General features: G+C 53.3%; 27 protein-coding genes and 1 pseudogene. 15 read left to right on the top strand and 13 right to left on the bottom strand.

The annotated features are described in order from the left end of the window. Positions 1-85 precede the first annotated feature (85 nt). A complete protein-coding gene (locus ACQ3G7_RS13600) occupies positions 86-367 on the bottom strand; it encodes a DUF1161 domain-containing protein (protein WP_263096746.1) in 282 nt (93 codons plus the stop codon). Between the two features lie 180 nt (positions 368-547). Between ACQ3G7_RS13600 and ACQ3G7_RS13595 the strand changes: the two genes are divergently transcribed. After that, positions 548-1,258, top strand: a complete 711-nt coding sequence (locus ACQ3G7_RS13595; RefSeq protein WP_263100904.1) for a YnfC family lipoprotein — start codon at positions 548-550, stop codon at positions 1,256-1,258. Positions 1,259-1,276: 18 nt separating this feature from the next. Here the strand turns inward: ACQ3G7_RS13595 and speG are convergent, their stop codons facing one another. Both speG and ACQ3G7_RS13585 read right to left on the bottom strand, forming a co-directional pair. Further along, complete coding sequence (speG, locus tag ACQ3G7_RS13590) at positions 1,277-1,834, bottom strand: spermidine N1-acetyltransferase (RefSeq protein WP_061495590.1); 558 nt, start codon at positions 1,832-1,834, stop codon at positions 1,277-1,279. A 52-nt stretch (positions 1,835-1,886) separates the two neighbouring features. Beyond that, positions 1,887-2,225, bottom strand: a complete 339-nt coding sequence (locus tag ACQ3G7_RS13585; RefSeq protein WP_263096744.1) for a DUF1283 family protein — start codon at positions 2,223-2,225, stop codon at positions 1,887-1,889. A gap of 139 nt (positions 2,226-2,364) precedes the next feature. On the opposite strand from ACQ3G7_RS13585, the gene ACQ3G7_RS13580 reads away from it, so the two are divergent. The 5 genes from ACQ3G7_RS13580 (at position 2,365) to ACQ3G7_RS13560 (ending at position 8,786) form a co-directional block, all read left to right on the top strand. Continuing rightward, complete coding sequence (locus ACQ3G7_RS13580; protein WP_263096743.1) at positions 2,365-2,691, top strand: YnfA family protein; 327 nt, start codon at positions 2,365-2,367, stop codon at positions 2,689-2,691. A gap of 113 nt (positions 2,692-2,804) precedes the next feature. Next, a complete protein-coding gene (gene rspA / locus ACQ3G7_RS13575; protein ID WP_430890211.1) occupies positions 2,805-4,019 on the top strand; it encodes a starvation-sensing protein RspA in 1,215 nt (404 codons plus the stop codon). Positions 4,020-4,102: 83 nt separating this feature from the next. Then, a complete protein-coding gene (gene uxaC, locus ACQ3G7_RS13570; protein ID WP_430890210.1) occupies positions 4,103-5,509 on the top strand; it encodes a glucuronate isomerase in 1,407 nt (468 codons plus the stop codon). A gap of 22 nt (positions 5,510-5,531) precedes the next feature. Continuing rightward, complete coding sequence (locus ACQ3G7_RS13565; protein WP_430890209.1) at positions 5,532-7,073, top strand: MFS transporter; 1,542 nt, start codon at positions 5,532-5,534, stop codon at positions 7,071-7,073. 249 nt (positions 7,074-7,322) lie between these two features. Continuing rightward, complete coding sequence (locus ACQ3G7_RS13560) at positions 7,323-8,786, top strand: mannitol dehydrogenase family protein (RefSeq protein WP_430890208.1); 1,464 nt, start codon at positions 7,323-7,325, stop codon at positions 8,784-8,786. A gap of 45 nt (positions 8,787-8,831) precedes the next feature. Here the strand turns inward: ACQ3G7_RS13560 and ydfZ are convergent, their stop codons facing one another. From ydfZ to ydfG, 3 genes are all read right to left on the bottom strand, one after another. Continuing rightward, complete coding sequence (ydfZ, locus tag ACQ3G7_RS13555; RefSeq protein ID WP_263096738.1) at positions 8,832-9,035, bottom strand: putative selenium delivery protein YdfZ; 204 nt, start codon at positions 9,033-9,035, stop codon at positions 8,832-8,834. Positions 9,036-9,211: 176 nt separating this feature from the next. Then, on the bottom strand, positions 9,212-9,898 hold the full coding sequence (locus ACQ3G7_RS13550; protein ID WP_430890207.1) for a GntR family transcriptional regulator: 687 nt from the start codon (positions 9,896-9,898) through the stop codon (positions 9,212-9,214). 89 nt (positions 9,899-9,987) lie between these two features. After that, on the bottom strand, positions 9,988-10,737 hold the full coding sequence (gene ydfG, locus ACQ3G7_RS13545) for a bifunctional NADP-dependent 3-hydroxy acid dehydrogenase/3-hydroxypropionate dehydrogenase YdfG (protein WP_263096736.1): 750 nt from the start codon (positions 10,735-10,737) through the stop codon (positions 9,988-9,990). Positions 10,738-10,923: 186 nt separating this feature from the next. Between ydfG and dcp the strand changes: the two are divergent. The 4 genes and pseudogenes from dcp (at position 10,924) to ACQ3G7_RS13525 (ending at position 15,211) form a co-directional block, all read left to right on the top strand. After that, positions 10,924-12,959 (top strand): annotated as a pseudogene (dcp, locus tag ACQ3G7_RS13540) (peptidyl-dipeptidase Dcp). Between the two features lie 465 nt (positions 12,960-13,424). Continuing rightward, entirely contained in the window at positions 13,425-14,330 is a 906-nt protein-coding gene (locus ACQ3G7_RS13535; protein WP_430890206.1) for a flagellin N-terminal helical domain-containing protein, read from the top strand. A 189-nt stretch (positions 14,331-14,519) separates the two neighbouring features. Then, positions 14,520-14,738: a hypothetical protein gene (locus ACQ3G7_RS13530; RefSeq protein ID WP_263096732.1), complete on the top strand. Its 219-nt coding sequence runs from the start codon at positions 14,520-14,522 to the stop codon at positions 14,736-14,738. A gap of 47 nt (positions 14,739-14,785) precedes the next feature. Next, positions 14,786-15,211, top strand: a complete 426-nt coding sequence (locus tag ACQ3G7_RS13525; protein WP_263096731.1) for a GvpU-like protein — start codon at positions 14,786-14,788, stop codon at positions 15,209-15,211. 591 nt (positions 15,212-15,802) lie between these two features. Here ACQ3G7_RS13525 and mgtS read toward each other — a convergent pair. Continuing rightward, positions 15,803-15,898, bottom strand: a complete 96-nt coding sequence (mgtS, locus tag ACQ3G7_RS13520; protein ID WP_430890205.1) for a protein MgtS — start codon at positions 15,896-15,898, stop codon at positions 15,803-15,805. A gap of 103 nt (positions 15,899-16,001) precedes the next feature. Then, on the bottom strand, positions 16,002-17,006 hold the full coding sequence (ftrA, locus tag ACQ3G7_RS13515) for a transcriptional regulator FtrA (RefSeq protein WP_430890204.1): 1,005 nt from the start codon (positions 17,004-17,006) through the stop codon (positions 16,002-16,004). Between the two features lie 67 nt (positions 17,007-17,073). On the opposite strand from ftrA, the gene ACQ3G7_RS13510 reads away from it, so the two are divergent. Together ACQ3G7_RS13510 and ACQ3G7_RS13505 are read left to right on the top strand one after the other, a co-directional pair. Next, positions 17,074-17,487, top strand: coding sequence for a rhodanese-like domain-containing protein (locus tag ACQ3G7_RS13510; protein WP_430890203.1), 414 nt, complete (start codon positions 17,074-17,076; stop codon positions 17,485-17,487). A gap of 187 nt (positions 17,488-17,674) precedes the next feature. Continuing rightward, the gene (locus ACQ3G7_RS13505) at positions 17,675-18,778 is read left to right on the top strand and encodes a cobalamin-independent methionine synthase II family protein (RefSeq protein WP_430890202.1); all 1,104 of its coding nucleotides are present in this window, start codon (positions 17,675-17,677) and stop codon (positions 18,776-18,778) included. A 34-nt stretch (positions 18,779-18,812) separates the two neighbouring features. On the opposite strand, the gene ydeE is transcribed toward ACQ3G7_RS13505, so the two are convergent. Further along, entirely contained in the window at positions 18,813-20,000 is a 1,188-nt protein-coding gene (gene ydeE, locus ACQ3G7_RS13500) for an efflux MFS transporter YdeE (RefSeq protein WP_430890201.1), read from the bottom strand. A gap of 195 nt (positions 20,001-20,195) precedes the next feature. Between ydeE and eamA the strand changes: the two genes are divergently transcribed. Continuing rightward, positions 20,196-21,092, top strand: coding sequence for an O-acetylserine/cysteine exporter (gene eamA, locus ACQ3G7_RS13495; protein WP_430890200.1), 897 nt, complete (start codon positions 20,196-20,198; stop codon positions 21,090-21,092). Between the two features lie 37 nt (positions 21,093-21,129). On the opposite strand, the gene marB is transcribed toward eamA, so the two are convergent. Genes marB through marR form a run of 3 tightly spaced genes read right to left on the bottom strand, consistent with a single transcriptional unit; the run spans position 21,130 to position 22,212 of the window. After that, positions 21,130-21,345, bottom strand: a complete 216-nt coding sequence (gene marB / locus ACQ3G7_RS13490; RefSeq protein WP_263096720.1) for a multiple antibiotic resistance protein MarB — start codon at positions 21,343-21,345, stop codon at positions 21,130-21,132. Between the two features lie 31 nt (positions 21,346-21,376). Beyond that, positions 21,377-21,760 carry an MDR efflux pump AcrAB transcriptional activator MarA gene (marA, locus tag ACQ3G7_RS13485; protein WP_139109669.1) on the bottom strand — a complete coding sequence of 128 codons (384 nt, stop codon included), beginning with the start codon at positions 21,758-21,760 and terminating at the stop codon, positions 21,377-21,379. A 17-nt stretch (positions 21,761-21,777) separates the two neighbouring features. Next, a complete protein-coding gene (gene marR / locus ACQ3G7_RS13480; protein ID WP_263096719.1) occupies positions 21,778-22,212 on the bottom strand; it encodes a multiple antibiotic resistance transcriptional regulator MarR in 435 nt (144 codons plus the stop codon). 241 nt (positions 22,213-22,453) lie between these two features. On the opposite strand from marR, the gene ACQ3G7_RS13475 reads away from it, so the two are divergent. After that, a complete protein-coding gene (locus tag ACQ3G7_RS13475; protein WP_430890199.1) occupies positions 22,454-23,128 on the top strand; it encodes a MarC family NAAT transporter in 675 nt (224 codons plus the stop codon). Next, the gene (locus tag ACQ3G7_RS13470; protein WP_430890198.1) at positions 23,128-24,288 is read left to right on the top strand and encodes an alpha/beta hydrolase; all 1,161 of its coding nucleotides are present in this window, start codon (positions 23,128-23,130) and stop codon (positions 24,286-24,288) included. The genes ACQ3G7_RS13475 and ACQ3G7_RS13470 overlap by 1 nt, the downstream gene beginning before the upstream one ends. A gap of 4 nt (positions 24,289-24,292) precedes the next feature. Here ACQ3G7_RS13470 and ACQ3G7_RS13465 read toward each other — a convergent pair whose 3' ends face one another. Further along, positions 24,293-25,495, bottom strand: coding sequence for a sugar transporter (locus ACQ3G7_RS13465; protein WP_430890197.1), 1,203 nt, complete (start codon positions 25,493-25,495; stop codon positions 24,293-24,295). Between the last annotated feature and the right edge of the window lie 47 nt (positions 25,496-25,542).

Here is a 25,542-nt window from a genome sequence, read left to right as displayed (position 1 = left end):
GAATAATCCTACCCATCAGGGGGTAGAGAAGTCTTAACCGTGATCAAGCGAAGAGTAATCCCCCAGATATTCAGGGGGATTATATTTACTGCGCGTCGGTGCCTTGTTCGCCCTGTGGCGCAGCACCGCTATTGCGGATGTACAGAATTTTGTAGGTATCATTGGCACAATGCCCAACGACCTGGGCGCCTGCCTGATCGGCCTGGTCATTTGGCACAATTTTCAGGCTAAAACCTGATTCCGGAACACCATTATTGATAATGCGCTGCTGGATGTCCGTTTTGACGCGCTCGCAGGAATCCGGTGCGGCAAATGCCGGAACACAGGCCCCCAGCAGTAGTGCACAAAGCCAACGTGAAGCGTGCATCCTCGTCTCCTTTTATGTAACCCGCGTTAAGCTTAGCACTTCCCGCGTAAGCGAAAGGTAAATATCTGAATAGTCTGAATAAGCGACGTAACAGGCCACAGAAGCCAGGATCAGACTGCCCTATATCGGAAAGGATTTGCTAATATATGCGCAATACAGAAGAAAAATGTGGTGAACCCGTTGAAAAAACAGCTATTAGTCATCTCTCTCGCCGTGTTATTAGCCGGATGTGATGATGCGAAAGGACCGGTATCGTTTACGCCAGAGATGGCCAGTTTTTCAAATGAATTTGATTTTGATCCGCTGCGTGGCCCGGTAAAAGATTTCAGCCAGACGTTGCTCAACGATAAAGGTGAAGTGACCAAACGCGTGACCGGCACGCTGTCGAAGGAGGGATGTTTCGACACGCTGGAGCTTCACGATCTGGAAAACAACAGCGGCGTGTCGTTGGTATTGGATGCGAACTACTATGTTGATGCCGATTCTCAGGAGAAGCGTCTGCGCTTGCAGGGTAAATGCCAACTGGCGGAGTTCCCGGCGGCAGGCGTCACCTGGGATACGGATGACAACGGTTTTGTCGTGCTTGCCCGCGGTAAAGATATGGAAGTGAAATACCGCTACGATGAGGAAGGTTACCCGCTGGGGAAATCCACCACCTCGAAAGAGGAGCACTTAACGGTGGCGTCCACGCCCTCAAAAGATAAGCGCAAGAAGCTCGATTACACAGCGGTCAGTACGCTGAATGATAAACCGCTGGGCAACGTGAAACAGAGCTGTGATTACGACAGCCACGACAACCCGGTCAGTTGCAGTCTGGTGATGATCGATAACAGCGTAACGCCGTCGGTGGAACGCAAATTCAGCATCAAAAACACCATCGACTATTATTGATGCCGATGCCTGCCGCGCTTATTGCGCGGTGGGTTTCAACAGCGTAGATCCGGTTTTGTGCGCGGCCAGATATTGCTGCTGGAAAATGCACATGCGGATGGTATTGCGGTATTCGCCATTAATAAAAAATTCATGGATCAATTCGCCTTCCACCATAAATCCCAGCTTGCGATAGATGTGGATGGCCTTTTCGTTTTCTTTATCAACAATAAGATAGAGCTTATACAGGTTGAGTACGGTAAAACCGTAATCCATGGCCAGCCTGGCCGCCTTTGATGCCAAACCTTTGCCCTGATGCTCTGGCGAAATAATGATCTGAAACTCCGCCCGGCGATGCACATGGTTAATTTCCACCAGTTCAACCAGTCCGGCTTTTTCGCCTTCGCACTCCACCACAAAACGGCGTTCGCTCTGATCGTGGATGTGCTTGTCATACAAGTCCGATAGTTCAACGAAGGCTTCGTACGGCTCTTCAAACCAGTAACGCATCACGCTGGCGTTATTATCAAGCTGGTGGACAAAGCGCAGATCTTCGCGCTCAAGCGGGCGTAAACGAACGCTGCTGGCGTCACTCATGGGAAATCCTTTTACGGTGAGAGAAGCGGGCGCAGAGCGCGCCCGAAAGCGATTACTGAATTTGACGACCGGTGCGGCGATCCAGGCAACGCAGGGTATTCGGTTCCCAGTACGCGTTCACGTTAGTGCTTTTCTGGCAGTTATCCTGGGCATCGAAAGCCACGTCGGTTTTGTCCCACTCTTTCTCTACGCGTTTGTTCACTTTAGTGCGCAGGCTGCGCGTGTCATTCCATTGCTCTTTTTCCATCGAGGCGTGTTGACGGCTTTGGGCCGTATCGCCGGATTCGATCACCAGTCGGTTGGTTTCAGCCAGAGCGGAAGTGGTGTACACGATGGCACCCAGCGTCAGCATAGCGGTGAGGCACAGGCGTTTGCTAAGTGTAGTTGTCATTGCGATTTCCTTATTTGTGAGAAACAAAAGGCGTACGTTTCTATTCTATGCGATCTCAGCCATCCGGGATACCGGGCGCTCTGACTGAGAGCATTATCGGGTATGATGGTTCAACCAATATTGAATAATAGTGCCAAAAATGTTCAAAACGACACTGCTTTTCTTTGCTACTGCACTGTGTGAAATCGTCGGCTGCTTCCTGCCCTGGCTGTGGCTGAAGCGTGGCGCAACGCCGCTGCTACTGGTGCCGGCGGCACTGGCGCTGGCGCTGTTTGTCTGGTTGTTGACGTTGCATCCGGCGGCCAGTGGGCGGGTTTATGCCGCCTACGGCGGGGTGTATGTCTGTACCGCGCTGCTGTGGTTGCGCGTGGTGGAGGGTATCAAACTCAGCGTGTATGACTGGCTGGGCGCAGCAGTGGCAATGTGCGGAATGTTGATCATTGTTGCCGGATGGGGGCGCGCATAAGCGTCCGATTTTTTGTGACCAAAAGCGTGTTTTTTGATCGACCTACTTGTATGGTAGTAGTCCAAGAGCGTAGATTTCCTGCATCACGTTAAGACGATGCAAGGAATAACCGAATGAAGATCGTAGGGGCTGAAGTTTTTGTTACCTGTCCGGGGCGCAATTTTGTCACCTTAAAAATCACCACCGACGAGGGGATTGTCGGGCTGGGCGATGCCACGCTTAACGGTCGTGAGCTCTCTGTCGCGTCCTACCTGAAAGACCACCTTTGCCCGCAACTTATTGGCCGCGATGCCCATCGTATCGAAGATATCTGGCAATTTTTCTATAAAGGCGCTTACTGGCGTCGCGGCCCGGTGACCATGTCGGCGATTTCGGCGGTGGACATGGCGCTGTGGGACATCAAAGCCAAAGCCGCCAATATGCCACTGTACCAACTGCTGGGCGGCGCGTCGCGCGAAGGGGTGATGGTTTACTGCCACACCACCGGCCATACCATTGATGATGTGCTGGAAGATTATGCCCGGCATAAAGAGATGGGTTTTAAGGCCATTCGCGTACAGTGCGGCGTGCCGGGCATGAAAACCACTTACGGTATGGCAAAAGGCAAAGGCCTGGCTTACGAGCCGGCAACCAAAGGGCAGTGGCCGGAAGAGCAGTTGTGGTCGACGGAGAAATACCTCGACTTTACGCCGAAACTGTTCGATGCCGTACGCAATAAGTTTGGTTTCCATGAGCATCTGCTGCACGACATGCACCATCGCCTGACGCCGATTGAAGCCGCGCGTTTCGGCAAGAGCATCGAACAGTACCGCATGTTCTGGATGGAAGATCCGACTCCGGCGGAAAATCAGGAATGCTTCCGCCTGATCCGCCAGCACACCGTCACCCCGATTGCCGTGGGTGAAGTGTTTAACAGCATCTGGGATTGCAAGCAGCTGATCGAAGAGCAGCTGATTGACTATATCCGTACCACCATTACCCACGCGGGCGGCATTACCGGTATGCGTCGCATTGCCGATTTTGCCTCGCTTTATCAGGTTCGCACCGGCTCTCATGGCCCGTCTGATTTGTCACCGATTTGTCACGCCGCTGCACTGCATTTCGATCTGTGGGTGCCGAACTTTGGCGTACAGGAATATATGGGCTACTCCGAACAGATGCTCGAGGTTTTCCCGCACAGTTGGCGTTTTGACGATGGTTATATGCACCCGGGCGATAAACCGGGGCTGGGTATCGAGTTTGATGAAAAACGGGCGGCAAAATACCCCTACGATCCGGCGTATTTACCGGTCGCAAGACTGGAAGACGGCACATTGTGGAACTGGTAACGCGGGATTAAGGCATTCCCGCATGTATATATGCAGGCGGGGATAACGATAAAAGTAACACCATAAATAAATGTGGGCTATATATGAAATTTATCAACGATAGCTTTATGATTGGTAATGCTCGCGGTGTGCAATTATATCAGGATATCGCAAAAGAATTGCCAATCATTGATTATCACTGTCATCTTGACGCCAGGGAAATATACGAAAATAAGAATTACGATAACATTACTCAGTTATGGTTAGCGGGCGACCATTATAAATGGCGCGCAATGCGTGCCAATGGGATTGAGGAGAGGTATATTACCGGGGATGCCAGCGCTGAAGAGAAATTTGCTGCATGGGCGCAAACGGTAGAGGCGAGTTTCGGTAATCCGCTTTACCACTGGACTCACCTCGAATTGCATCATTATTTTCACTGTGATGAATTGCTGGATAGTCATAACTGGAAAGAGGTCATGGAACATTGCAATGGTTTATTACCTGGAGCGGATTTTTCACCGCGGCAGTTAATTAAACGCGCCAATGTTGAAGTGATTTGCACTACCGATTCTCCGCTCGACTCTTTATATTATCATCAGAGATTAAGTGAAGAACCCGACTTTCCAGTGAAAGTATTACCCACTTTCCGCCCTGATGAAGTCTTTGACAATAACGCGAAAACTTTCTCTCTATTTATTGATAAATTGGCTGATATCACAGCAATAACGATTACTACTTTTGCTGATTTCTCGGAGGCTATTGGCAAACGCATCCGTTTCTTTCACCAGACGGGGTGTCGCATTTCCGATCATGGGCCCGTTGAGATTCATTATAAATCTGCAAGTGAGGCGACGATTTCGTCACTGTTTTTGCGTAAAAGAGAAGGGCAGACGTTAAGCAAGGACGAGAGTATTATTCTTGATAGTGCCATTTTTATCATGCTCGCACGGCATTATAAAAAACATAACTGGGCAATGCAGATCCATTTTGGCGCTATTCGCAATAACAACACCAAAATGCACCAACTTCTGGGTATTAACACAGGTTTTGATGCATTAACAGATCAATATCAACTGGCAGAAAATTTGAATGGATTGTTAGATGCAATGGCAAAAGACAATGCCTTGCCTAAAACTATCCTTTACAACCTTAATGCCAGTTATAACGATCTTGTGGCTACGACTATCGCTAATTTCCAGTCGGCGGATTGCGGGGTTAAATCACCGATGCAATTTGGATCAGGCTGGTGGTTTAATGACACACGTCGGGGCATGGAGAACCAGCTTGCTTGCCTGGCCGATCAGGGGCTATTGATGAACTTTGTCGGCATGCTTACGGATTCTCGTAGCCTTGTATCCTATACCCGACATGATTATTTCAGACGAATTTTATGCAACCTTATTGGCGGTTGGGTAGAAAGAAAAGAAGTACCAGATAATAACAAGATATTGTCTCGCATGATTAGAAATATATGCCACGACAACGCCAGGGATTATTTTAATTTCTAATTACCTTCTCTGAGGATAGAACATGTCTATTTCAAGCAAAAAAATCACCATACCGGTGAGTATCGGGTATGGCATGACGGATATAATGGGTGGGGGCGCATTTACCGTTATTGGTGCATGGTTACTCTTTTTCTATACAACTTTTGTTGGTTTGTCCCCGGTAGAAGCCGCTTCCATTGTCGCGATTGCCCGTATTGTTGATGCCATCGTAAGTTTGTTTATGGGCAGCTTTACCGATCATTTTTACAAGAATTATTTCGGCAAAAAATTTGGTCGTCGCCGCTTCTTCTTGCTGATTGGCGCACCACTCATGCTGGTATACAGCTTGTTATGGCTGAATGGGATGAGTTACGGATTTTATCTGTCTGTCTATCTCGCATTCGAAATCATTGCTGCAATGGTACTGATCCCCTGGGAAACACTGCCCTCAGAAATGACCAAAGACTTTAATTCGCGCACGAAGCTATCGACTTGCCGTATGTTTTTATCCGCATCCGGCACGTTTCTGGCAACGTTTATTCCGGGACTTTTGATAGGTTATTTTGGTGAGCATAATGCCAACGCCTATTTGATTAACGGTGTGATTTTTGCGGTGTTATTTATGGTCTGTGTGTTTATTTCATGGAAAGTGACCTGGGAGCGTGAGTTGACACCGGATATGCTCGCTCAACTGGAAACAAAAACGCCCAATACGACTTTCTCGCAAAAACTATGCGCCTTTGCTCGCTTGTTCAAAGAGTATGGTTCAACGTTAAAAATCAGGGCCTTCAGAAAACACCTTGCCATTTATTTATTGTCATTCACGGGCAAAGATGTTTATAACACGGTGTTTGTCTTCTTCTGTGTGTATTGTTTGAATGTATCTTCTTCATTGGCTGGCAGCCTCCTCTCAATGAGCATCGTTGGTTTGCCTGTAACATTGATCGCAGGGATTGGCATTATTAAATTTGGGCCTTCGCGTCTTTATGTTTTTGCCTATTCATTGATGTTGCTGTGCCTTGGGGGGTTCTTCGCTGTTTACCAAATTCCCGCGCTGAACACGGTAGCCACATTGGTGATTCTGGCTGGTTTGTATCAGGTTGGTCGCTGTGTTCTGGAGTTTACACCGTGGAATGTGTTCCCGTTTATTCCTGATATTGACGAAATGGTGAGTCGCCAGCGCCGTGAGGGATTGTTTGCTGCGGTGATGACTTTCTCGCGTAAAACGACGGTAGCCATTGCGACGTTTATTGTCGGTCTTTTATTGCAGAATGGCGGGTTTGTTAAAGGAAGTCAGGTTCAGCCGCCAGAAGCTATTCACATGATTGCCATGTTGATGTTTATCGGCACGGCAGGACTGTTGCTACTCGCACTTTGGCAGGCTGTCACGTTCAACCTCAACAAAAAGACGCATAAGATTTTTGTTGAGGAGGTGGAGCGCCTGAAAGCGGGAGGGGCAAAAAATGCGGTGACCACGGATACCCGCCGAATTGTGGAAGATCTGACGGGTTACGATTACGACACTCTGTGGACAGAGCAGAGCGCGGTACAGCAAACAGGGACCTCACGGATGACTTCCGCCTGATATTCTGGTTTACAACCTGGCCGTTAAACTACAATGCTGTCACATAACTTTGCTTTTGTATCACACCACTTAGGCAAAAGTTAACGTAAATCAATATTCAGCCATCCACAATTGGTATCGTTAATGACAGATATTTTTTTACCTTATCTACCATTCTAGTTTATGTAGTCAGCAAGTGGCCGGTGACGTCAGGTTTCCCGGCCGCTGTGCTGGCGGGATTTCCGTTTCATCTATTAACGAGTCGCAACTATGGAAAACCGGTTACTCAACGCAAAAGCAACACTTCCCCACTATAACCGCGACGCACTGCAGGCGCGGATCGTGCACCTGGGTTTTGGCGCGTTTCACCGTGCTCACCAGTCGGTCTATGCGGATATCCTCGCCGCGGAACATGGCAGCGACTGGGGCTACTGCGAAGTCAACCTGATTGGCGGCGAGCAGCAGATTGCCGACCTGAAACAGCAGGATAATTTGTACACCGTGGCGGAAATGTCTGCCGATGCGTGGACTGCCCGCGTAGTGGGCGTTGCGAAACGCGCGCTGCACGCACAGGTGGATGGACTGGAAACCGTACTGGCGGCAATGTGCGAACCGCAAGTGGCGATTGTGTCGTTGACCATTACCGAGAAAGGGTACTGTCACTCTCCGGCGACCGGCCAGTTGATGGCCGACCATCCCTTAATCGTGGGCGATTTGCAAAACCCACATCAGCCAAAATCTGCCGCCGGGGTGATTGTCGAAGCGCTGGCGCGCCGTAAAGCCGCCGGGTTACCGGCTTTTACCGTGATGTCTTGCGATAATATGCCGGAAAACGGCCATGTTACGCGCAATGTGGTCTGTGCCTATGCCCACGCTGTCAACGGGGAGCTGGCCGACTGGATCGAGGCAAACGTTACGTTCCCGTCTACCATGGTGGACCGCATTGTTCCGGCGGTAACGGCTGACACGCTGGATAAAATCGAACAACTGACCGGCGTGCGCGACCCGGCGGGCGTAGCCTGTGAGCCGTTCCGTCAGTGGGTTATCGAAGATAATTTTGTTGCCGGACGCCCGGAATGGGAAAAAGCGGGCGCGGAACTGGTGGCGGATGTGATCCCGTTTGAAGAGATGAAACTGCGCATGCTCAACGGCAGCCACTCATTCCTTGCTTATCTCGGCTACCTGGCGGGCTATCAGCACATTAATGAGTGCATGGAAGACGACAACTATCGTCGCGCTGCACACGCGCTCATGCTGAAAGAGCAAGCCCCGACGCTGAAAGTGAAGGGGGTTGATCTGGCGCACTACGCCGATCTGCTGATTGCACGCTACAGCAACACCGCGCTGCGTCATCGCACCTGGCAAATCGCGATGGACGGTAGCCAGAAACTGCCGCAACGTATGCTCGATTCTGTACGCTGGCACCGGGTGCATCAGCGCGATTTCTCACTACTGGCGTTAGGCATTGCGGGCTGGATGCGTTACGTGGGCGGCGTGGATGAAAAAGGGCAGGCCATTGAGGTGTGCGATCCGCTGCTGGCGGTGATCCAGCGCGCGGTGAACAACAGTGCGCAAGGTGAAGCCCGCGTGCAGGCATTACTGGGTATCGATGCGATTTTCGGTAGCGAGTTGCCGAAAGATGCCACCTTTGTCGCGCAGGTGCAAAACGCGTATCAGACACTGCTGGAGAAAGGGGCAAAAGCGGCGGTTGCGCAGTACGCTGCGGCGCTGTAATGCTCAGTAGAATGCCGCCGCGGCGGCATTCTCACCACGTCGTGCTTAGTGCAGGCCCAGGCGAATCAGTTCAACCGGTTCGAATTTGCCTTCACAACCTTCCACTTCCACCGTTTTGCTGCGACGCAGCGCTGCCGCACTTAGCCCGTCAGCATGAATAGCAACAATTTTCCCGGTGCGGCCTGTGCCATTAATCATGACGCGGGTGCCGGTAGTAATGGGGTTATGGTTACGATCATAAGTCATCATGGTGATTTCTCCTTGTTGATATCCGCAAAATCATCCGGGGCAGAAGATGTCCCCGCGACGGACTGACTATCAATACGCCTCTGACGCGATGAGTTGTTGTTTTTGATCAAAGTCACACTTTTTAATGACCAAAAAGCATGACGTGTTAGCCAGACCGGGAGGACAAAGGAGGGAGATTACTCTTCGCTGAACCAGTCGCGATTTTCCTGGCGAATGGTTTTCACCGACTCGCTGATTTCCTGCAAATGCAGGGTCATGGCGCGATCGACGGCGTCGGCGTCGCGTTTTTCCAGCGCGGCAAAAATCTCCAGATGTTGACGCAGCAGCATCTCCGGCGGCGAGACGTGATCGAGACTCATATAACGCACGCGGTCAATGGTGGCTTTGATGTTTTCGATGGTGTCCCAGGCAAGCTGACAATCCGCAATCTGCGCCAGTTTCTGGTGGAAACTGTCATCCAGTTCGAAAAAGTCATTCAACTGCTTGCGCTCAATGGCAATGCGTTGCTGGTTCAGGTTTTGTTCCAGCAGGTAAGCGGTGCTGTCATTGATCATCGCGGCGGCGCGGCGCGCGACTGCACACTCAATCGCCTGGCGGACGAAACAACCGTTGCGAACCTGAGTCATCGAGATTTTATTGACGTAGCTGCCGCGCTGCGGGCGGATCTGAATCAGGCCGTTTTCCGCCAGTTTAATAAACGCTTCCCGCACCGGCTGACGCGACACGTCAAAACGCACAGACACCTCTTTTTCTGACAGCGGCGTGCCAGGTGGGATCAGACAATGCACAATATCCCGCCGCAGGATGCGGTAAATTTGTTGATTGACGGGTTGGGTAGGATTGAGTTCCGTTTCGGCAGCCATGCGCTCTTACTTTTTAAAGGGTTAACCTGTCTACCATACCATTAATTTTACCCACATCCCATACCCGGCCCGCAGGCCGGGCGAGGGGATTATCCCTGACGGTGAACGCTAAGCCCCGCGTACGTCTGGCTGACCGGCATCATTTCCAGCGTATTGATATTGACGTGTTTCGGCAGCGTCGCCACCCACCATACCGCTTCGGTCACATCTTCCGGCGTCAGGGCGGTGGTTTTTTCGTAGGTTTTGCCGGCTTTATCATCATCGCCTTTAAAACGCACGTTCGAGAACTCGGTGCCGCCGACCAGTCCCGGCTCAAGATTGGTGACGCGCACGGCGGTCCCGCTCAGGTCGGTGCGCAGGTTCAGACTGAACTGGCGAACAAAGGCTTTGCTGGCGCCGTAAACGTTGCCACCCGCGTAAGGCCAGCTACCCGCAGTGGAGCCAATGTTGATCACATGGCCGCGATTGCGTTCCACCATGCCCGGCAGGACGGCGCGGGTCATATAGACCAGACCTTTGTTATTGGTGTCGATCATCGTTTCCCAGTCATCGACACTGGCTTTATGCGCAGGCTCCAGACCCAGCGCCAGACCGGCGTTGTTGACCAGCACGTCAATCTCACGCCATTGCGCTGGCAACGCGGTGATAAACGCCTCGATAGCGGCGCGATTGCGCACATCCAGTTGCGCCGTATAGAGGTTATCGCCCAGTTCGTCTTTCAACTCCTGCAAACGTTCCTGGCGGCGGCCTGTCGCAATCACTTTATGGCCGTTTTGAATGAAACGGCGCGCGATAGCTTCGCCAAAACCTGCTGTTGCCCCGGTAACCAGAATAATCATCTCACTGTTCCTCAACGCTTTTTGTGGTGTTGTACCATAGCATGCGCCGCTATTGAGCGGTAACGCAAGTTGTCCCACCCTACAGTGTGGCAAAAAACCGTTGCTTGTGTGCAAGGAAGAGAAATGATTGCGATGCGCGCGGGGGATGCCTACTCTGAGGAGACTTACCGAATTCAGGAGCGAAATATGTCGGTCACTAATCCTTTCTTTGCCGCCAGTCCGTTGCCTTACCAGGCGCCGCAGTTCGACATGATCCAGCAGGAACATTACCGTCCGGCTTTTGATCAAGGCCTGCAACAAAAGCGTGGCGAAATCGCCGCCATTGCGGGTAACCCGGCTGCGGCGGATTTTGATAACACCGTGCTGGCGCTGGAGCGCAGCGGGCAATTGTTAAACCAGGTGACCAGCGTCTTTTTCGCCATGACCTCGGCGCACACCAATGCGTTTTTGCAACAACTGGATGAAGCGTTTTCTGCCGAACTGGCGGAGCTGGCGAACGATATCTATCTTGATGACGCGTTGTTTGCGCGGGTGGAAACCGTCTGGCAGCAGCGTGATGGCCTGGCGCTGGATGCGGAGTCGCTGCGGCTGGTTGAGACAACCTACCAACGGTTTGTGCTGGCGGGGGCCACCCTGAGTGCGGACGAGAAAGCGACGCTCAAAGCGCTGAATACCGAAGCCGCCACGCTCACCAGTCAGTTTAATCAACGCTTGCTGGCGGCGGATAAAGCGGGCGGGCTGGTGGTGGATGATGTGTGCCAGCTCGAAGGACTGAGCGAAGAGGCGATCGCGGCGGCGGCTGAAGCCGCGTCGGCAAAAGGTCTGGAAAACCGCTGGTTGCTGGCGCTGCTGAACACCACGCAACAACCCGCCCTGGCGGTGCTGCGCGCCGTGAAAATCTGTTTATGGCAGGCTGGCTGCGCACACAACACGGTGATGCCAACGATACCCGCGCGTTAGTGCTACGGCTGGTGCAATTGCGCGCGCAGCAGGCGGCATTGCTCGGGTTCGCCGATTTTGCCAGCTGGAAAATCGCGGATCAGATGGCGGAGACGCCGCAGGCCGCGCTAACGTTTATGCGCAATATTGCCCCTGCAGCCCGGGCGCGTGCCGAGCGCGAACTGGCGGACATTCAGCAGGTGATTGATGCGCAGCAAGGGGAATTTCGCGCACAAGCCTGGGACTGGGCGTTTTATGCCGAACAGGTCCGGCTGGCGAAATACGATTTAGATGAGTCACAAATCGCCCCCTATTTTGCGCTCAATACCGTGCTAACCGAGGGCGTGTTTTGGGCCGCCAGTGAACTGTTTGGCATCCGTCTGGTTGAGCGTTTTGATATTCCGGTTTACCACCCGGATGTGCGCGTGTGGGAGATCTTCGACGCCGACGGGCAGGGACTGGCGCTGTTCTACGGCGATTTTTTCGCGCGCGATTCAAAAAGCGGCGGCGCCTGGATGGGGAACTTTGTTGAACAGTCGACCCTGCTGGGCACGAAGCCAGTGATTTACAATGTCTGCAATTATCAAAAACCTGCCGCCGGGCAGACAGCGCTGCTCTCGTGGGATGATGTCATCACCCTGTTCCACGAATTTGGTCACACGCTGCACGGTCTGTTTGCCCATCAGCGCTACGCCAGCCTTTCCGGTACCAATACGCCGCGTGATTTTGTGGAGTTCCCGTCGCAGATTAACGAGCACTGGGCCAGCCAGCCGCAGGTGTTCAGTCGCTATGCGCGCCACTACAAGAGCGGAGAACCAATGCCGGACGCCCTGCGCGAGAAGATGCTGCGCGCCACGCAGTTTAACAAAGGCTACGACATGACCGAGCTTCTGAGTGCTGCGCTGCTGGATATGAACTGGCATAGCCTGGCGAACGGTACGGCAGTGAACGATGTGGAGAGCTTCGAACAGCAGGCGATCCAACGCGAGCAGCTTGATCTGGCGGCAGTGCCACCGCGCTATCGCAGCAGCTATTTTGCCCATATTTTCGGCGGCGGCTACGCGGCGGGGTACTACGCCTATCTGTGGACGCAAATGCTGGCAGACGATGGGTATCAATGGTTTGTTGAGCAGGGCGGATTAACCCGTGAGAACGGGCAAAAATTCCGCGATGCGATTTTATCGCGTGGGAACAGCACTGATTTAGCTGAACTTTATCGTAACTGGCGCGGGCACGATCCGAAGATTGAACCGATGCTGAAAAACCGGGGATTGAGTGAATAATGCTGGGGCCGGGCGTTGAGCCCGGCTTTTCCTTGCGTGTGTGTACTGGACGTCAGACGGCCACTGCCATTTTTTTATTCCACGTCGCTTTATGGGCTTTCACTTCAGGCAGTATTCCGGTCGCATAACACTTTAAAAAGTTACATAACCCGCCTGGTCATTGACCTTACATACGCAAGGGACATACCGTTAGGCGTGGTGATGAATCCCCCTGCGCGGAGGGGCTGCCAGTCGTACCTTTTTGGGATAAGGCGAGTTTGCGGGCTGGAGCAGACTCACCGGGAGGCACCCGGCATCACCGTAATCTGTACAGCCAGAGATCTGTTTTGTGGTCGGGTCTCTGGCTGCCGCCGCAACGCTTCATAAGAAAATCCTTAAAGCCCTGAAATAATTTGTCGATACATAACTGGAACGCCGGTTCACATTGACAAAAAACATGATAAAAATTCAGCGCGGGATCCGCTTATGGCAGTCATTAACACCAATACACTCTCATTGATTAACCAAAACAACCTCAGCAAGTCACAGACAGCGCTGGGATCGTCGATTGAACGCTTATCTTCCGGGTTACGCATCAACAGCGCGAAAGATGATGCCGCAGGTCAGGCCATTGCCAACCGTTTCACCTCCAATATCAACGGCATGGGCGTTGCCGCGCGCAATGCCAACGACGCCATTTCGCTGGCGCAAACAGCGGAAGGTGCGTTGAGTGAAATCAACAACAACCTGCAACGCATCCGTGATTTGACCGTCCAGGCGCAAAACAGCTCGAACTCCGCCTCAGACATTGACTCGATCCAGGCGGAAGTAAACGAACGCATGGAAGAGATTAACCGCGTGACCACGCAAACGGATTTCAACGGCATCAAAGTGCTGAACACCAGTTCCGGTACGTTCAGTTACGGCTTCCATGTGGGTACGGAAGATGGCGAAGAGATCGCCATCAGCATGAGCAGCAGCGACAGTTACAACCTCTACGCGAATTCGGGAGCGATTCGCGACGTGTCAGGCGATTTTATCAACGGCAGCGCGCGCAGCACGATGTCGCAAGGCTTTGATGTCCTCCACGGTCTTGTTCTCTCTGGCGGCATGACGAGCGGCAGCCCGCTGGCGGCTATAGATGACGCGATCAAAGCCGTGGATACGCAGCGTAGCGCACTGGGGGCTTATCAGAACCGTTTTGAATCGGTGATCAGCAACTTAACCAATGCCGCGAATAATCTCTCCTCGGCTCGCAGCCGGATACAAGATTCGGACTATGGTACGGAGGTATCGAACATGTCGCGCGCGCAAATACTCCAGCAGGCGGGCAGTTCGGTGCTGGCGCAGGCCAACCAGGTGCCGCAAACCATGCTCTCCTTGCTGCGTTAAACGCGGTTGGCAGTCTACTCAATTGTTAAAATGTGGGCTGCCTCACATTTCGACCCGTGGCGTTACCCGCCTCATTAAGCCAAATTAAAAGACCAGATTTTGGAGCTTAACATTCCGTGGCATCACGCAGGCATTGCAACAATGTCTGTGTTAATGTCGAATGCTATTTGAGCAACTGAGGTAACCGACATGACCAAAAATGTAGTGGTAATTCGCGCCGGTGGTAAGGTTGAAAACGTAACCGTGGAAGATAATGCAAAATCGGTCACGTTCAAAAATGAGCAGAGCTCGTTTCTCGAAATTCCGATTGAATCCTGGGATCTGGATGGCGAAACATTCCTCGTCGCCCGATTCTCTGACCTGGTCACTTCGCAGGAAACTGAGCAGGCCATCCGTCAATTCTACTGATAACAACCGCCTGCGGGCGGTTTTCAATACCAGATGCGGAGATCTAAATGGAAAATCAACGTGAAGTGCCCGCGGCGGTAACGCCCACGATCAGTACGCAGGACAGCGCCTTATCTCACCTGGTATCCTGTGCGAATTTAGGCGCGGGAATGGTGGTCACACTGGTCGTCGACGGGCAGGTTGTCGCCGGAGAGCTGGTTTCCGGGCAGGAATATGCCTTATTTACCGCTAAAGCGATTCGCTCTGTTCCCGGCGATGAATCGGTAACAAATTCTATCGCCCGATTCTTTGACGATCTGGCAGAAGATTATCGCGTTGACGACGATCACGTTATTCCGCTTAATTATTTACATATTAAAGATCCGTCATGGATGACCGGAAATGCGGGGTGGACCAGCGTTAAAGGAACCATATTACGCGTGCATATTGCGAAGGTGAGCGGTTTTTCTTTAGGCAAAGCCAAAAACGCGTAACGGAATATGTCAATAAAAGGGCCTCAACAAGAGGCCCTTACTCTATTACCTGTTTGGGCCACCTTCTCCTTCGTGGGACGGGAATACAGGACATTGCTGTCAATCTCGTGCCACAAACCGAGCAAATAGCACCATGAGGTCGATGCTGGCCCGGGCAGAATGTCGTGAATAAAAATTTATGACTGCTGCAAACCGGGCATCGAAATTTAATATTGGGGATAACCCCTCCGGCCTGTTGAATGGAAAGCTGACGGTAACACAATAAGTTCATTCTGAAAGATATATCTTCAACGATTTCAACAGCAAAACGTTTCGCTGACGCGAATATTTCTCCCATGGCCTGAGCAAGCCGGAAGAGGGAGGCACAATGCGGCCTTTTCCGTTTAGATACCGTTGAGGATTGCGATGTTAGATTGAGAGTGATCCGTTAACCAGACGTTTGAGTTAGCGTATAAAGCAAAACATAAATCTATCCATGCAAGCATTGACCGCCGGTTTTCTGGCGGTTTTTTTTGTTCATTTGCCAGAAAAAGAAACGGCCCTTTACGTTTTGCGTAAAGGGCCGTCGCGGTGGGGGATTATCGCTGTTCATCAGTCATCCCATTTATGGCTAAAATAAGCAGCCAGAAAACCAGAAAACAATACAATTCCCAGTACTGCAATAAATACGTGCATATTTCCGATCATATTAAACCTCCATCGGTTGTACGAACTGACCTCTCTTACCTTAATTTGCCGCGATGGAGATATATTAACCTGATGAACCTAAATAAAAGCTGAATAGTGTGAATTATTTCGCAGGAAGCGTAAATTTCTTCCGGTACATCGCCGGGGAAATACCGTGCTGTTGGTGAAAATGGTGACGTAATGATGCGGCATTGCCGAATCCGCTATGTCCGGCGATAAGCTCAATACTCATTCGTGACGTGACCAGCAACGCCTGCGCACGCAGTAGCCGTTCCTGCAAAATCCAGCGCTGCGGCGTGGTTCCGGTAGATTCCTGAAAACGGCGCAAAAAGGTGCGCGGGCTCATGCCAGTGCGCTGCGCCAGAGAGGCGACCGTATGCGGCTGTGCCAGCTGCTGGTGGAGAAAATCGAACAAGTGCCCCAGTTGCTTACTCTCCCGGGTTCGGGCTACCGGGCGGGTGAGGTGCTGCGTTTGCGAACCATCGCGGTGTGGTTGCACAACAAGGCGCTGCGCGACGCGGTTGGCTATCTCGATGCCAAAGTCTTGCCGCACCACATGCAGGCACAGGTCGATGCCCGCCGCGCTGCCCGCAGACGTCATCACGTTTCCCTCATCGTAATAGAGCGCATCTTCCAGCACATCAATGGCCGGATAGCGCTCGCGCAGCAGCGGCGTGTAGCGCCAGTGGGTGGTCGCTTTACGCCCGTTCAACAGGCCGGCTGCCGCCAGCACAAAGACGCCGGAACAGATCGAAATGATGCGGCAACCCCGTTGGCTGGCTGCCCGCAGGGTGGTACACAACGTCTCAGGTACCGGCATTTGCGCGCCGCGCCAGCCGGGAACCACAATCGTGTCAGCGGTGGCGAGCAGCTCCAGCCCACCTTCCGTCAGGACACGAATACCGCCGGTGGCTCGCAGCTCACCTTCTTCTATGGCCGCCACCGCAAAGCTGTACCAGTTTTCGCCCATCTCCGGGCGCGGCAGACCGAAAATCTCCACCGCCACGCCAAACTCAAAGGTGCACAGGCCATCGTAGGCGAGGGCAATAACGCGATGGCGCGATTCAGTACGTCGTAAAGTTGTCATTATCCTGGTGTTATCTGGCATAGAGACGGGCAGTGAGGTTGTGTTGTTTTGGTTAGAGTAGTGTTAACACAAACACGGAGAAAGCACTATGAGCTATGTGACCGATATTCCCGCCGCTTCGCCGGAAGAAGCCGCCAGCCACTTTATGCACCGCCTGAGCGTGGAAACCGACTGCGCGGATGTGCACCACGCCATCAGCCAGCAGGAACAGGATTTTGTGTTGTTGCATGTGGTGGGCAGCCCGGAAGCGTTTGCCCGTCGCCATCTTCCCGGCGCGCTGCATTTACCGCACAGCCAGATGACGCCGGAGCGTATGGCGCAGTGGCCAGCAGACACGTTGTTTGTTGTCTATTGCGCCGGGCCGCACTGTAACGGTGCCGATCGCGCAGCGCTGAAACTGGCGCGGATGGGGCTGGCGGTGAAAATCATGCTCGGTGGGATCACCGGCTGGGAAGATGAAGGCTTCACCTTTGCCCGAGGGGAAGGCGCTGACGCGGGTTAAGGGCGATATTTTCATCTTCATTGACTGAAGATGAAATTTCTTCATGTCCCGTGAATTTTTCTCGTTTGCTGTCAGTGGTCCGGTGTGACATTTTATTTGGACATTTAGCCATCCAGAAGTCTAAAAATTCAAATAATGAATTATCACGCCGGGTAACCATCTGCCCTGGCGCACGAGGAGAAGCAGTATGCAACGACATCAGGCCCCATTCCGCGCTGACGTAGTCGGCAGTTTTTTGCGTCCGGACGCCATCAAGCAGGCGCGTCAGCAGTTCGCCCAGGGCGAAATCACCGCGCAGCAACTGCGCAGCGTGGAAGATGACGCCATTCGCCATGTTGTTGAACAACAGTGCGCCTGTGGTCTGCATGTGGTTACCGACGGTGAGTTCCGCCGTGCATGGTGGCATTTTGACTTCTTCGACGGTCTGGAAGGGGTGGAGCGCTACGATGCTGACAAAGGCATTCAATTTAATGGCGTGCAAACCAAAGCGCACGGCGTACGCGTGACCGACAAGCTGCGCTTCGGCGATCACCCGATGCTGGCGGATTTTCGCTACCTGAAAAGCATCAGCGGTAATGCACAGCCGAAAATGACCATTCCCAGCCCGAGTGTGCTGCATTTCCGCGGCGGGCGGAAAGACATCGACGCGACAGTCTACCCGCATCTGGATGCCTATTTTGACGACCTGGCGACCACCTGGCGCGACGCGATCCATGCGTTTTATGCTGCGGGTTGCCGCTATTTGCAACTGGATGACACCGTCTGGGCCTACCTGTGCTCTGACGATCAGCGCCGTCAAATCCGCGAGCGTGGCGACGATCCGGATGCACTGGCGCGTATTTACGCCCAGGTGATTAACAAAGCGCTGGAAGGCAAGCCGGAGGATTTGACCATCGGACTGCATGTTTGTCGCGGTAACTTCCGCTCCACATGGATTTCGGAAGGTGGCTATGAGCCGGTAGCGGAAGTGCTGTTTGGCAGCGTCAATGTTGATGCCTTCTTTCTCGAATATGACAATGACCGCTCCGGCGACTTTGCGCCGCTGCGTTTTGTCCGCCCCGGTAAACAGCAAGTGGTGCTGGGTCTGATCACCACCAAAAATGGTGAACTGGAAAACCCGGAGGGCGTTAAAGCGCGTATTCAGGAAGCGGCGAAATTTGTCGACATCAACCAGATCTGCCTCAGTCCGCAGTGCGGTTTTGCCTCAACGGAAGAGGGCAACACCCTGACGCCAGCGCAACAGTGGGACAAGGTTCGCCTGGTGACGCAGATTGCCGATCAGGTGTGGTAAGCCTTTGACTCCGGCGCGTGATGCGCCGGTTTTTTTATTGCGTTTGCACCACGCCCCACGGGCGGATTTGCATCCCACGGATCATCATCAGCCAGGCCAGCACAATCGTGACCATTAAGATAATAAACAGCGACCAGGCTGGCTGCGTAGTCAGAATAATACCGGTGATTAAGGGGTTCATTGCCGCACCAAGCCAGCCCAGCGACTGAGCCGAGAAGTAGGTGGCTTTCATCCCCGCGGGGGCAATGTTGTCGATCAGCAGGTATTCACCCGGCGCGTAGATCACCTCGCCCAGGGTAAAGACGGCGGCGGAAAGCCCCCACAGCCACAGGTTATTGCCGGAAAACATAAAGCCGAGCAGACCAATCATGAAACATACCGTGCCGGTCGCCATCAGCGGGCGCAGGTTGGCGGCGTTGAGTTTACGCCCCACGGCATACTGGAGCGTGACCACCACAGCGGCGTTAACCGGCAGCACCACGGCGACCACACGCTCGGCGAAATCACTGCTTGCCACCGCCATAACATACTGGGAGAGGCAGGAAGCGAAAGAACCGGCAACAAACGAGGCGAGGAAGTTCGACAGCGTAAACCAGCCAAGCGCTTTGTCTTTCAGTAATACCGAAGGTTGCCAGACTGCCGGGCCGTCTGTGCCTGCCCCTGGTGCTACACGCCTGACAGCGAACTGAATAAACACCAGCGGGAACGCGGCGCACACCGCCGCCAGCCAGAACGGCAGATTAATGCTCTGCATCACCAACAGGGTGCCGAGCGGCGGGCCGACGGTCCAGCCAATATTCAGCACGGTGTAGTTCAGCGAAAAGATCTTCGCCTTCGCCGTCGGGGTGAGCGTATCGGCAAAATAGGCTTTCAGCACGGTAGAAAACACCGAGTATGCGCAGTTAATCAGGGCAAAAAACAGCACTACCAGCCCTGCATGATCGACCAGCGGGATAGCGGCAAAACCGACGATAAACGCGGTAATTGCCAGCAGCATATAGCGTTTTTTATCGAACTTATCCGCCAGCATACCGAAACCGAGGCTAAAGACGACGCCAATGGTCAGCGCGAGGGTCATGGCGTAACCGACCTGATCGACCGCCATGCCATACTGGCGATTGAGATAAATGGTCATAAAGGGCAACGTCGCGCCGCGCCCGATGGTGAGTAACAACGATGAAGCCAGCAAAGCGGCGGTAGAACGTGTTTGCGTTGAGATCATTTACTTACCCGACATGCGTGTTGTTATATTTTTTTGTGATGTATACAGCAATAACATGCATAAAGTGCGAAGTACACCCGCATGTTTGTCGCGAAATGCCTTAACTGACCTACCTGATTTAATGATCTGTCGCTGTACATTTTTTTGCGTTAACGTAAATTTTTTACAAAATTTTAAACAATACAGGGGCGAAGAATGGCGCGTAAAGATGTCCTGCTGGCGATGCTGGTGGTGGTTGCGTGGGGACTCAATTTTGTGGTCATCAAAGTCGGTCTGCACAATATGCCGCCATTAATGCTGGCAGGTTTGCGCTTTGTACTGGTGGCGTTCCCGGCGCTGTTGTTTGTGGCGCGTCCCAAAATCCCACTCTCTTTACTGTTGGGGTATGGACTGACCATCAGCTTTGGGCAATTTGCTTTTCTGTTTTGCGCCATCAAGTTTGGTATGCCCGCCGGGTTGGCTTCGCTGGTTCTACAGGCACAGGCATTTTTTACCATCATCCTTGGTGCGGGCGTATTTGGCGAACGCTTACAGGCGAAACAACTGGTTGGGATAACGCTGGCTATTCTCGGCGTACTGGTGCTGATTGAGTCGAGCCTCACCGGGCAACATGTGCCGATGATTGGCTTTATCCTCACTCTGGCCGGGGCATTTAGCTGGGCCTGCGGCAATATCTTCAATAAAAAAATCATGCAGCACACATCCCGGCCTGCGGTGATGTCACTGGTGGTGTGGAGCGCATTGATCCCGATAGTGCCGTTTATGCTGGCATCGCTCATCGTCGACGGTCCGGCGGCGATCCTGCAAAGCCTGGTGAGTATTGATGTGACAACGCTGTTGTCGCTGGTCTATCTGGCGTTTGTCGCGACCATTGTCGGTTACGGTATCTGGGGCTCCCTGTTGGGGCGCTATGAAACCTGGCGTGTGGCGCCGTTGTCTTTGCTGGTGCCGGTAGTGGGTATGGCGAGCGCGGCGTTGCTGCTGGGCGAAATGCTGTCGGTGCTGCAACTGCTCGGGGCGTTACTGGTGATGGCGGGGCTGTACATCAATGTGTTTGGTTTTCGTTTGCGTCGTGCGGTGCAGGCAGGATAGGACAGAAAAAAGCCCCGCATAATGCGGGGCAAAACGATTAGCCGCGCTGATTGTAATACGGCACGCCTAATTCGTCGGATTTGTCGCTCCCCGCGCCCATATGGTTAAAATCATACGGCGATGTTTGTTGGGCGGCGGGTAACATCATCGCGTCGCGGGCGTTCTGCTGCGCGGGATGATTAAATTGCTCCGCATAACTCTGGCCGGAAACCAACACCAGCAGGGTGACGGCGGCACAGGCGATACGTTTCATACTTTCCTCGATACGTCTTTAAAACAGGCGATTAGCAACTACAGTGGTTGAGTGGCAGGAGATACCGGGATTCTCCGGGCATATCCGTGACACGGAATTTATGCGGTGGCACGTCGAAATAGTTCTTAAACGTGCGGGTCAGGGTTTGTTGCGATTCAAACCCATAACGCTCCGCCAGATAGAGGATCGGTTCGTTGCTCTCCTTGAGCTTTTGCGCAATTTCCGTCAGCTTGCGGCTGCGAATGTATTGACCCAGCGAATGACCAGTCTCTTTTTTAAACATCCGTTGCAGGTGCCACTTGGAGTAACCGGAACGTTCTGACACTTTTTCCAGTGACAGCGGTGATTCCAGGTTATCCTCGATCCAGTCCAAAATGCTATGAATGGTAATAGCGTCAGTATTGCGTCTGGACATCGTCATACCTCTTTGTTTTACGGCAATATTTTCTTAAGCAAATGCTCAAGTGTCGCCACTTCTTCTGCCGTTAAGTTTTTTGTTAATTCCTGATGCAGGTTTTGCCCGACCCGTTGATGACATTGCTCACACAGCGCTGCGCCGTCGGCCGTTAACTGCACCAGTACGCCACGCTTGTCATTCGGGTTCGGATTACGTTCGATCCAGCCTTTACACACCAGTCTGTCCAGCATGCGAGTCAGGGCGCCGAGATCGACAGAAAGCACTTTTTTCAGTTCTACCGGGGTAATGCATACCTGGCAGCGAATAGAACAGAGCACCTTAAATTGGGTGGCCGTCACATCCAGCGGCGACAGATAGTCGTTCAGTAAACGATCTTTTTTTTGGTTAACCATGTGGATCAAGCGGCCAAGAGGAATGATGTCGTTAAATAGATCATTCGTGCTTTTCACAATGGTTGCCCCGGCAAGTAGATTAGTCACGGCAGATATTATTGCTCAGGCAAATATAAGTCAACCGAATGAGTTGACCGATGCCACTATTTGCTAAAACACGGAGAAATGTTAAAAATTTCCTGAGTAAACAATTGAATAGCTTTATTTTTTGGTGCTGTGACCACCCGCAGGCCCTGCTATCGCCGCCGCGTTAAGGCTATACTGCGAACGTTTTGACCCCTCAAGGAGTGATGTGCTTATGCTGGAATTAGTGAAAGTGATTGGCCTCGGGCTGGTGGTGTTGTTGCCGCTGGCGAACCCGCTGACCACCGTCGCGCTGTTTTTAGGGCTGGCGGGGAATATGAACAGCGCCCAGCGCAACCAGCAGGCGCTGATGGCATCCGTTTATGTTTTCATCATTATGATGGTGGCCTATTACGCCGGGCAGTTGGTGATGAACACCTTCGGCATTTCGATCCCGGGCTTACGCATCGCTGGTGGGTTGATTGTCGCCTTTATTGGTTTTCGCATGCTGTTTCCGCAGCAAAAGCCGCACGAGTCGCCGGAAGCCAAAACCAAATCTGAAGAGCTGGAAGATGAACCCGGCGCCAATATCGCGTTTGTGCCGCTGGCGATGCCCAGTACCGCCGGGCCGGGCACCATTGCGATGATCATCAGCTCCGCCTCGACGATCCGTCATGGCACGGAGTTCCCGGCGTGGATTATCACCGTTGCGCCGCCGCTTATTTTTGCCATTGTGGCGGTTATCCTGTGGGTCAGCCTGCGCAGTTCCGGCGCGATTATGCGGCTGGTGGGCAAGGGCGGTATTGAAGCTATCTCCCGGCTGATGGGTTTTTTGCTGGTCTGTATGGGCGTGCAATTTATCATTAACGGGGTGCTGGAAATCATCACCACCTTTCATGCAGGGGCATAATGGGAACGCGTATCGGGTTTGCCATTATGGCGCTCACTCTGTTGCTGGTGGGCTGCCAGCAACGTACGGCAGTTGACGCGCCGCTCGGGCAAAAAAGCTTTGCCAGCTATCAGCAGCAGACCCGTGCGTTTGTTGCTGCACACCGCGCTTTTCAGACGCTGGATAAAGATGCCGAATTGCAGTTAAACACGCCGCAGGAGTGGCGACCTGCGTTACCAGCGCGCAAAGGCATTTTGCTGATCCACGGGCTGGGAGATGGGCCTGGCTCGTTTGTGGATATTGCACCGCAACTGGCGAAACAAGGTTTTCTGGTGCGCACGGTACTGCTGCCAGGGCACGGTACGCGCCCCGCCGATCTGCTGAATGTCAGCGCCGATCAGTGGCGTGAAGTGGTGCAGGAGCAGGCGGATATTCTCGCGAAAGAGGTGGATTCGCTGTGGGTTGGTGGGTTTTCTACCGGCGGCAATCTGGCTCTGGATTATGCTATGGCGCATCACGATAGCGTGCAGGGGCTGCTCTTATTCTCCCCGGCCTTCAAGTCCAGCACCGGGTATGATTTTCTCGCGCCGACCGTTGCGCTGTTTCGCGACTGGCTACGCCCGCCGAGCGCCATTTTTCCCCAGCAGATCGCCACGCGCTATTTACGGGTTCCGACGAATGGTTTTGCGCAGTTCTGGCGGACATCGGCGCGCGCGCAGGCGTGGCTGGCGCAAAAAGCCTGGGACAAACCCGCGCTACTGGTGCTGACTGAACACGATTCGGTGCTGAACACCCGGTGGATCCTCGATCATTTTGACCGCAGTTTTACCCACCCCGCGAGCCGGGTCATTTGGTACGGTGCGCCGCAGGCCGAAGTGGCGAATGCGCCGCGAATTCTGGTGAAAACCGACGTGCTGCCGCAAGAACGCATCAGCCAGTTTTCCCATATGTCGGTACTCTTCTCCCCGCAAAACCCGCTCTATGGCCGCAAAGGCAGCGTGGTACTGTGCGCGAACGGGCAGCCGGAAGCGGCAGCCAGACGTTGTCTGGCGGGAGACGAAGTGTGGTATTCAGACTGGGGGCTGGTCGAGCCGGACAAAATTCACGCCCGGCTGACCTGGAATCCGTGGTTTGACTGGCAAACCACGGTGATGGATTCGGTTATTTCACCGCCGTTGTAATGACTTACAGGTGGCTGGGACTGGTCTGTTCTTCCAGTTTCACCGGCCAGCGACGGAAAATCACCACTGACCACACCAGCGCGGCAATTGCCGGGATCGCCCCGGCGTAGCCGATGGCATCCATCGACCAGTGCAGGCTTATCTGATTACCCACCAGCGCGCCTGCGCCAATGCCGATATTGAAAATGCCGGAAAAGAGCGACATCGCCACGTCGGTTGCATCCGGAGCCAGCGCCAGCACTTTAACCTGCATACCCAGGCCGATAATCATGATGGCGATACCCCAGAAAATGCTCAGTACCGCCAGATGTGTTTCACTGCCGGATGCCGGCAGCATCAGCACCAGCGAAGCGACCAGCATCGCAATGGCGCTGCTGACCAGCCCGGAGGCGTGCTGATTGCCGAGCTTGCCAAACAGCACGCTGCCAATAATCCCCGCGCCGCCAAGCAGCAGCAACAGCACCGTGGCGAAGTTGGCGCTAAAGCCCGCGACGTTCTGCACAAACGGTTCGATGTAGCTGTACGCCGTATAATGGGCGGTGACCACCACCACGGTCAGCAGGTAAATGCACATCAGCGCCGGGCGACGGAACAGCAGCGGCAGGCTTTTCAGCGAGCCGGAGTGTTCGCTCGGCAGTTTTGGCAGCAATTTGACCAGGCACACCAGCGTGATTAACGCCCCCATGCCGATGGCAAAAAAGGTGGTGCGCCAGCCGAAGTATTGCCCGACCACGCGACCAATCGGCAGACCCAGCACCATTGCCAGCGCGGTACCGGTGGCGATCAGGCTCAGCGCCTGTGCGCGTTTGCCCGCCGGGGCGAGGCGAATGGCCAGCGACGCGGTGATCGACCAGAAAATGGCATGTGCAAACGCAATGCCGATGCGGCTCAGCACCAGCACCTCGAAATTCCACGCCAGGAAGGAGAGCACATGGCTGGCAATAAACAGCACAAATAAGCCAATCAACAGCTTACGGCGTTCAATCTGGCTGGTCAGCAGCATAAACGGCAGCGACATCAGCGCCACCACCCATGCATAAATGGTCAACATGATCCCCACCTGCGCGGTCTCCATGTCGAAGCTTTGCGCAATGTCTGACAGCAGCCCAACGGGGACGAATTCGGTGGTGTTAAAAATAAAAGCGGCAACGGCAAGCGTTACAACCCGTAGCCACGCAACTTTTCGTGAAACCGTATTCGTTGTCATAAGAATGTTTAGCCAGGTGATGGAAAAAGGGAGAGGAGGCGATCTTA

Source organism: Kosakonia sp. N21, from assembly GCF_050587465.1.
Classification (GTDB): domain Bacteria; phylum Pseudomonadota; class Gammaproteobacteria; order Enterobacterales; family Enterobacteriaceae.
Note: the sequence above shows the minus strand (reverse complement) of the source record. Positions and strands in the feature narration are given on the sequence as shown.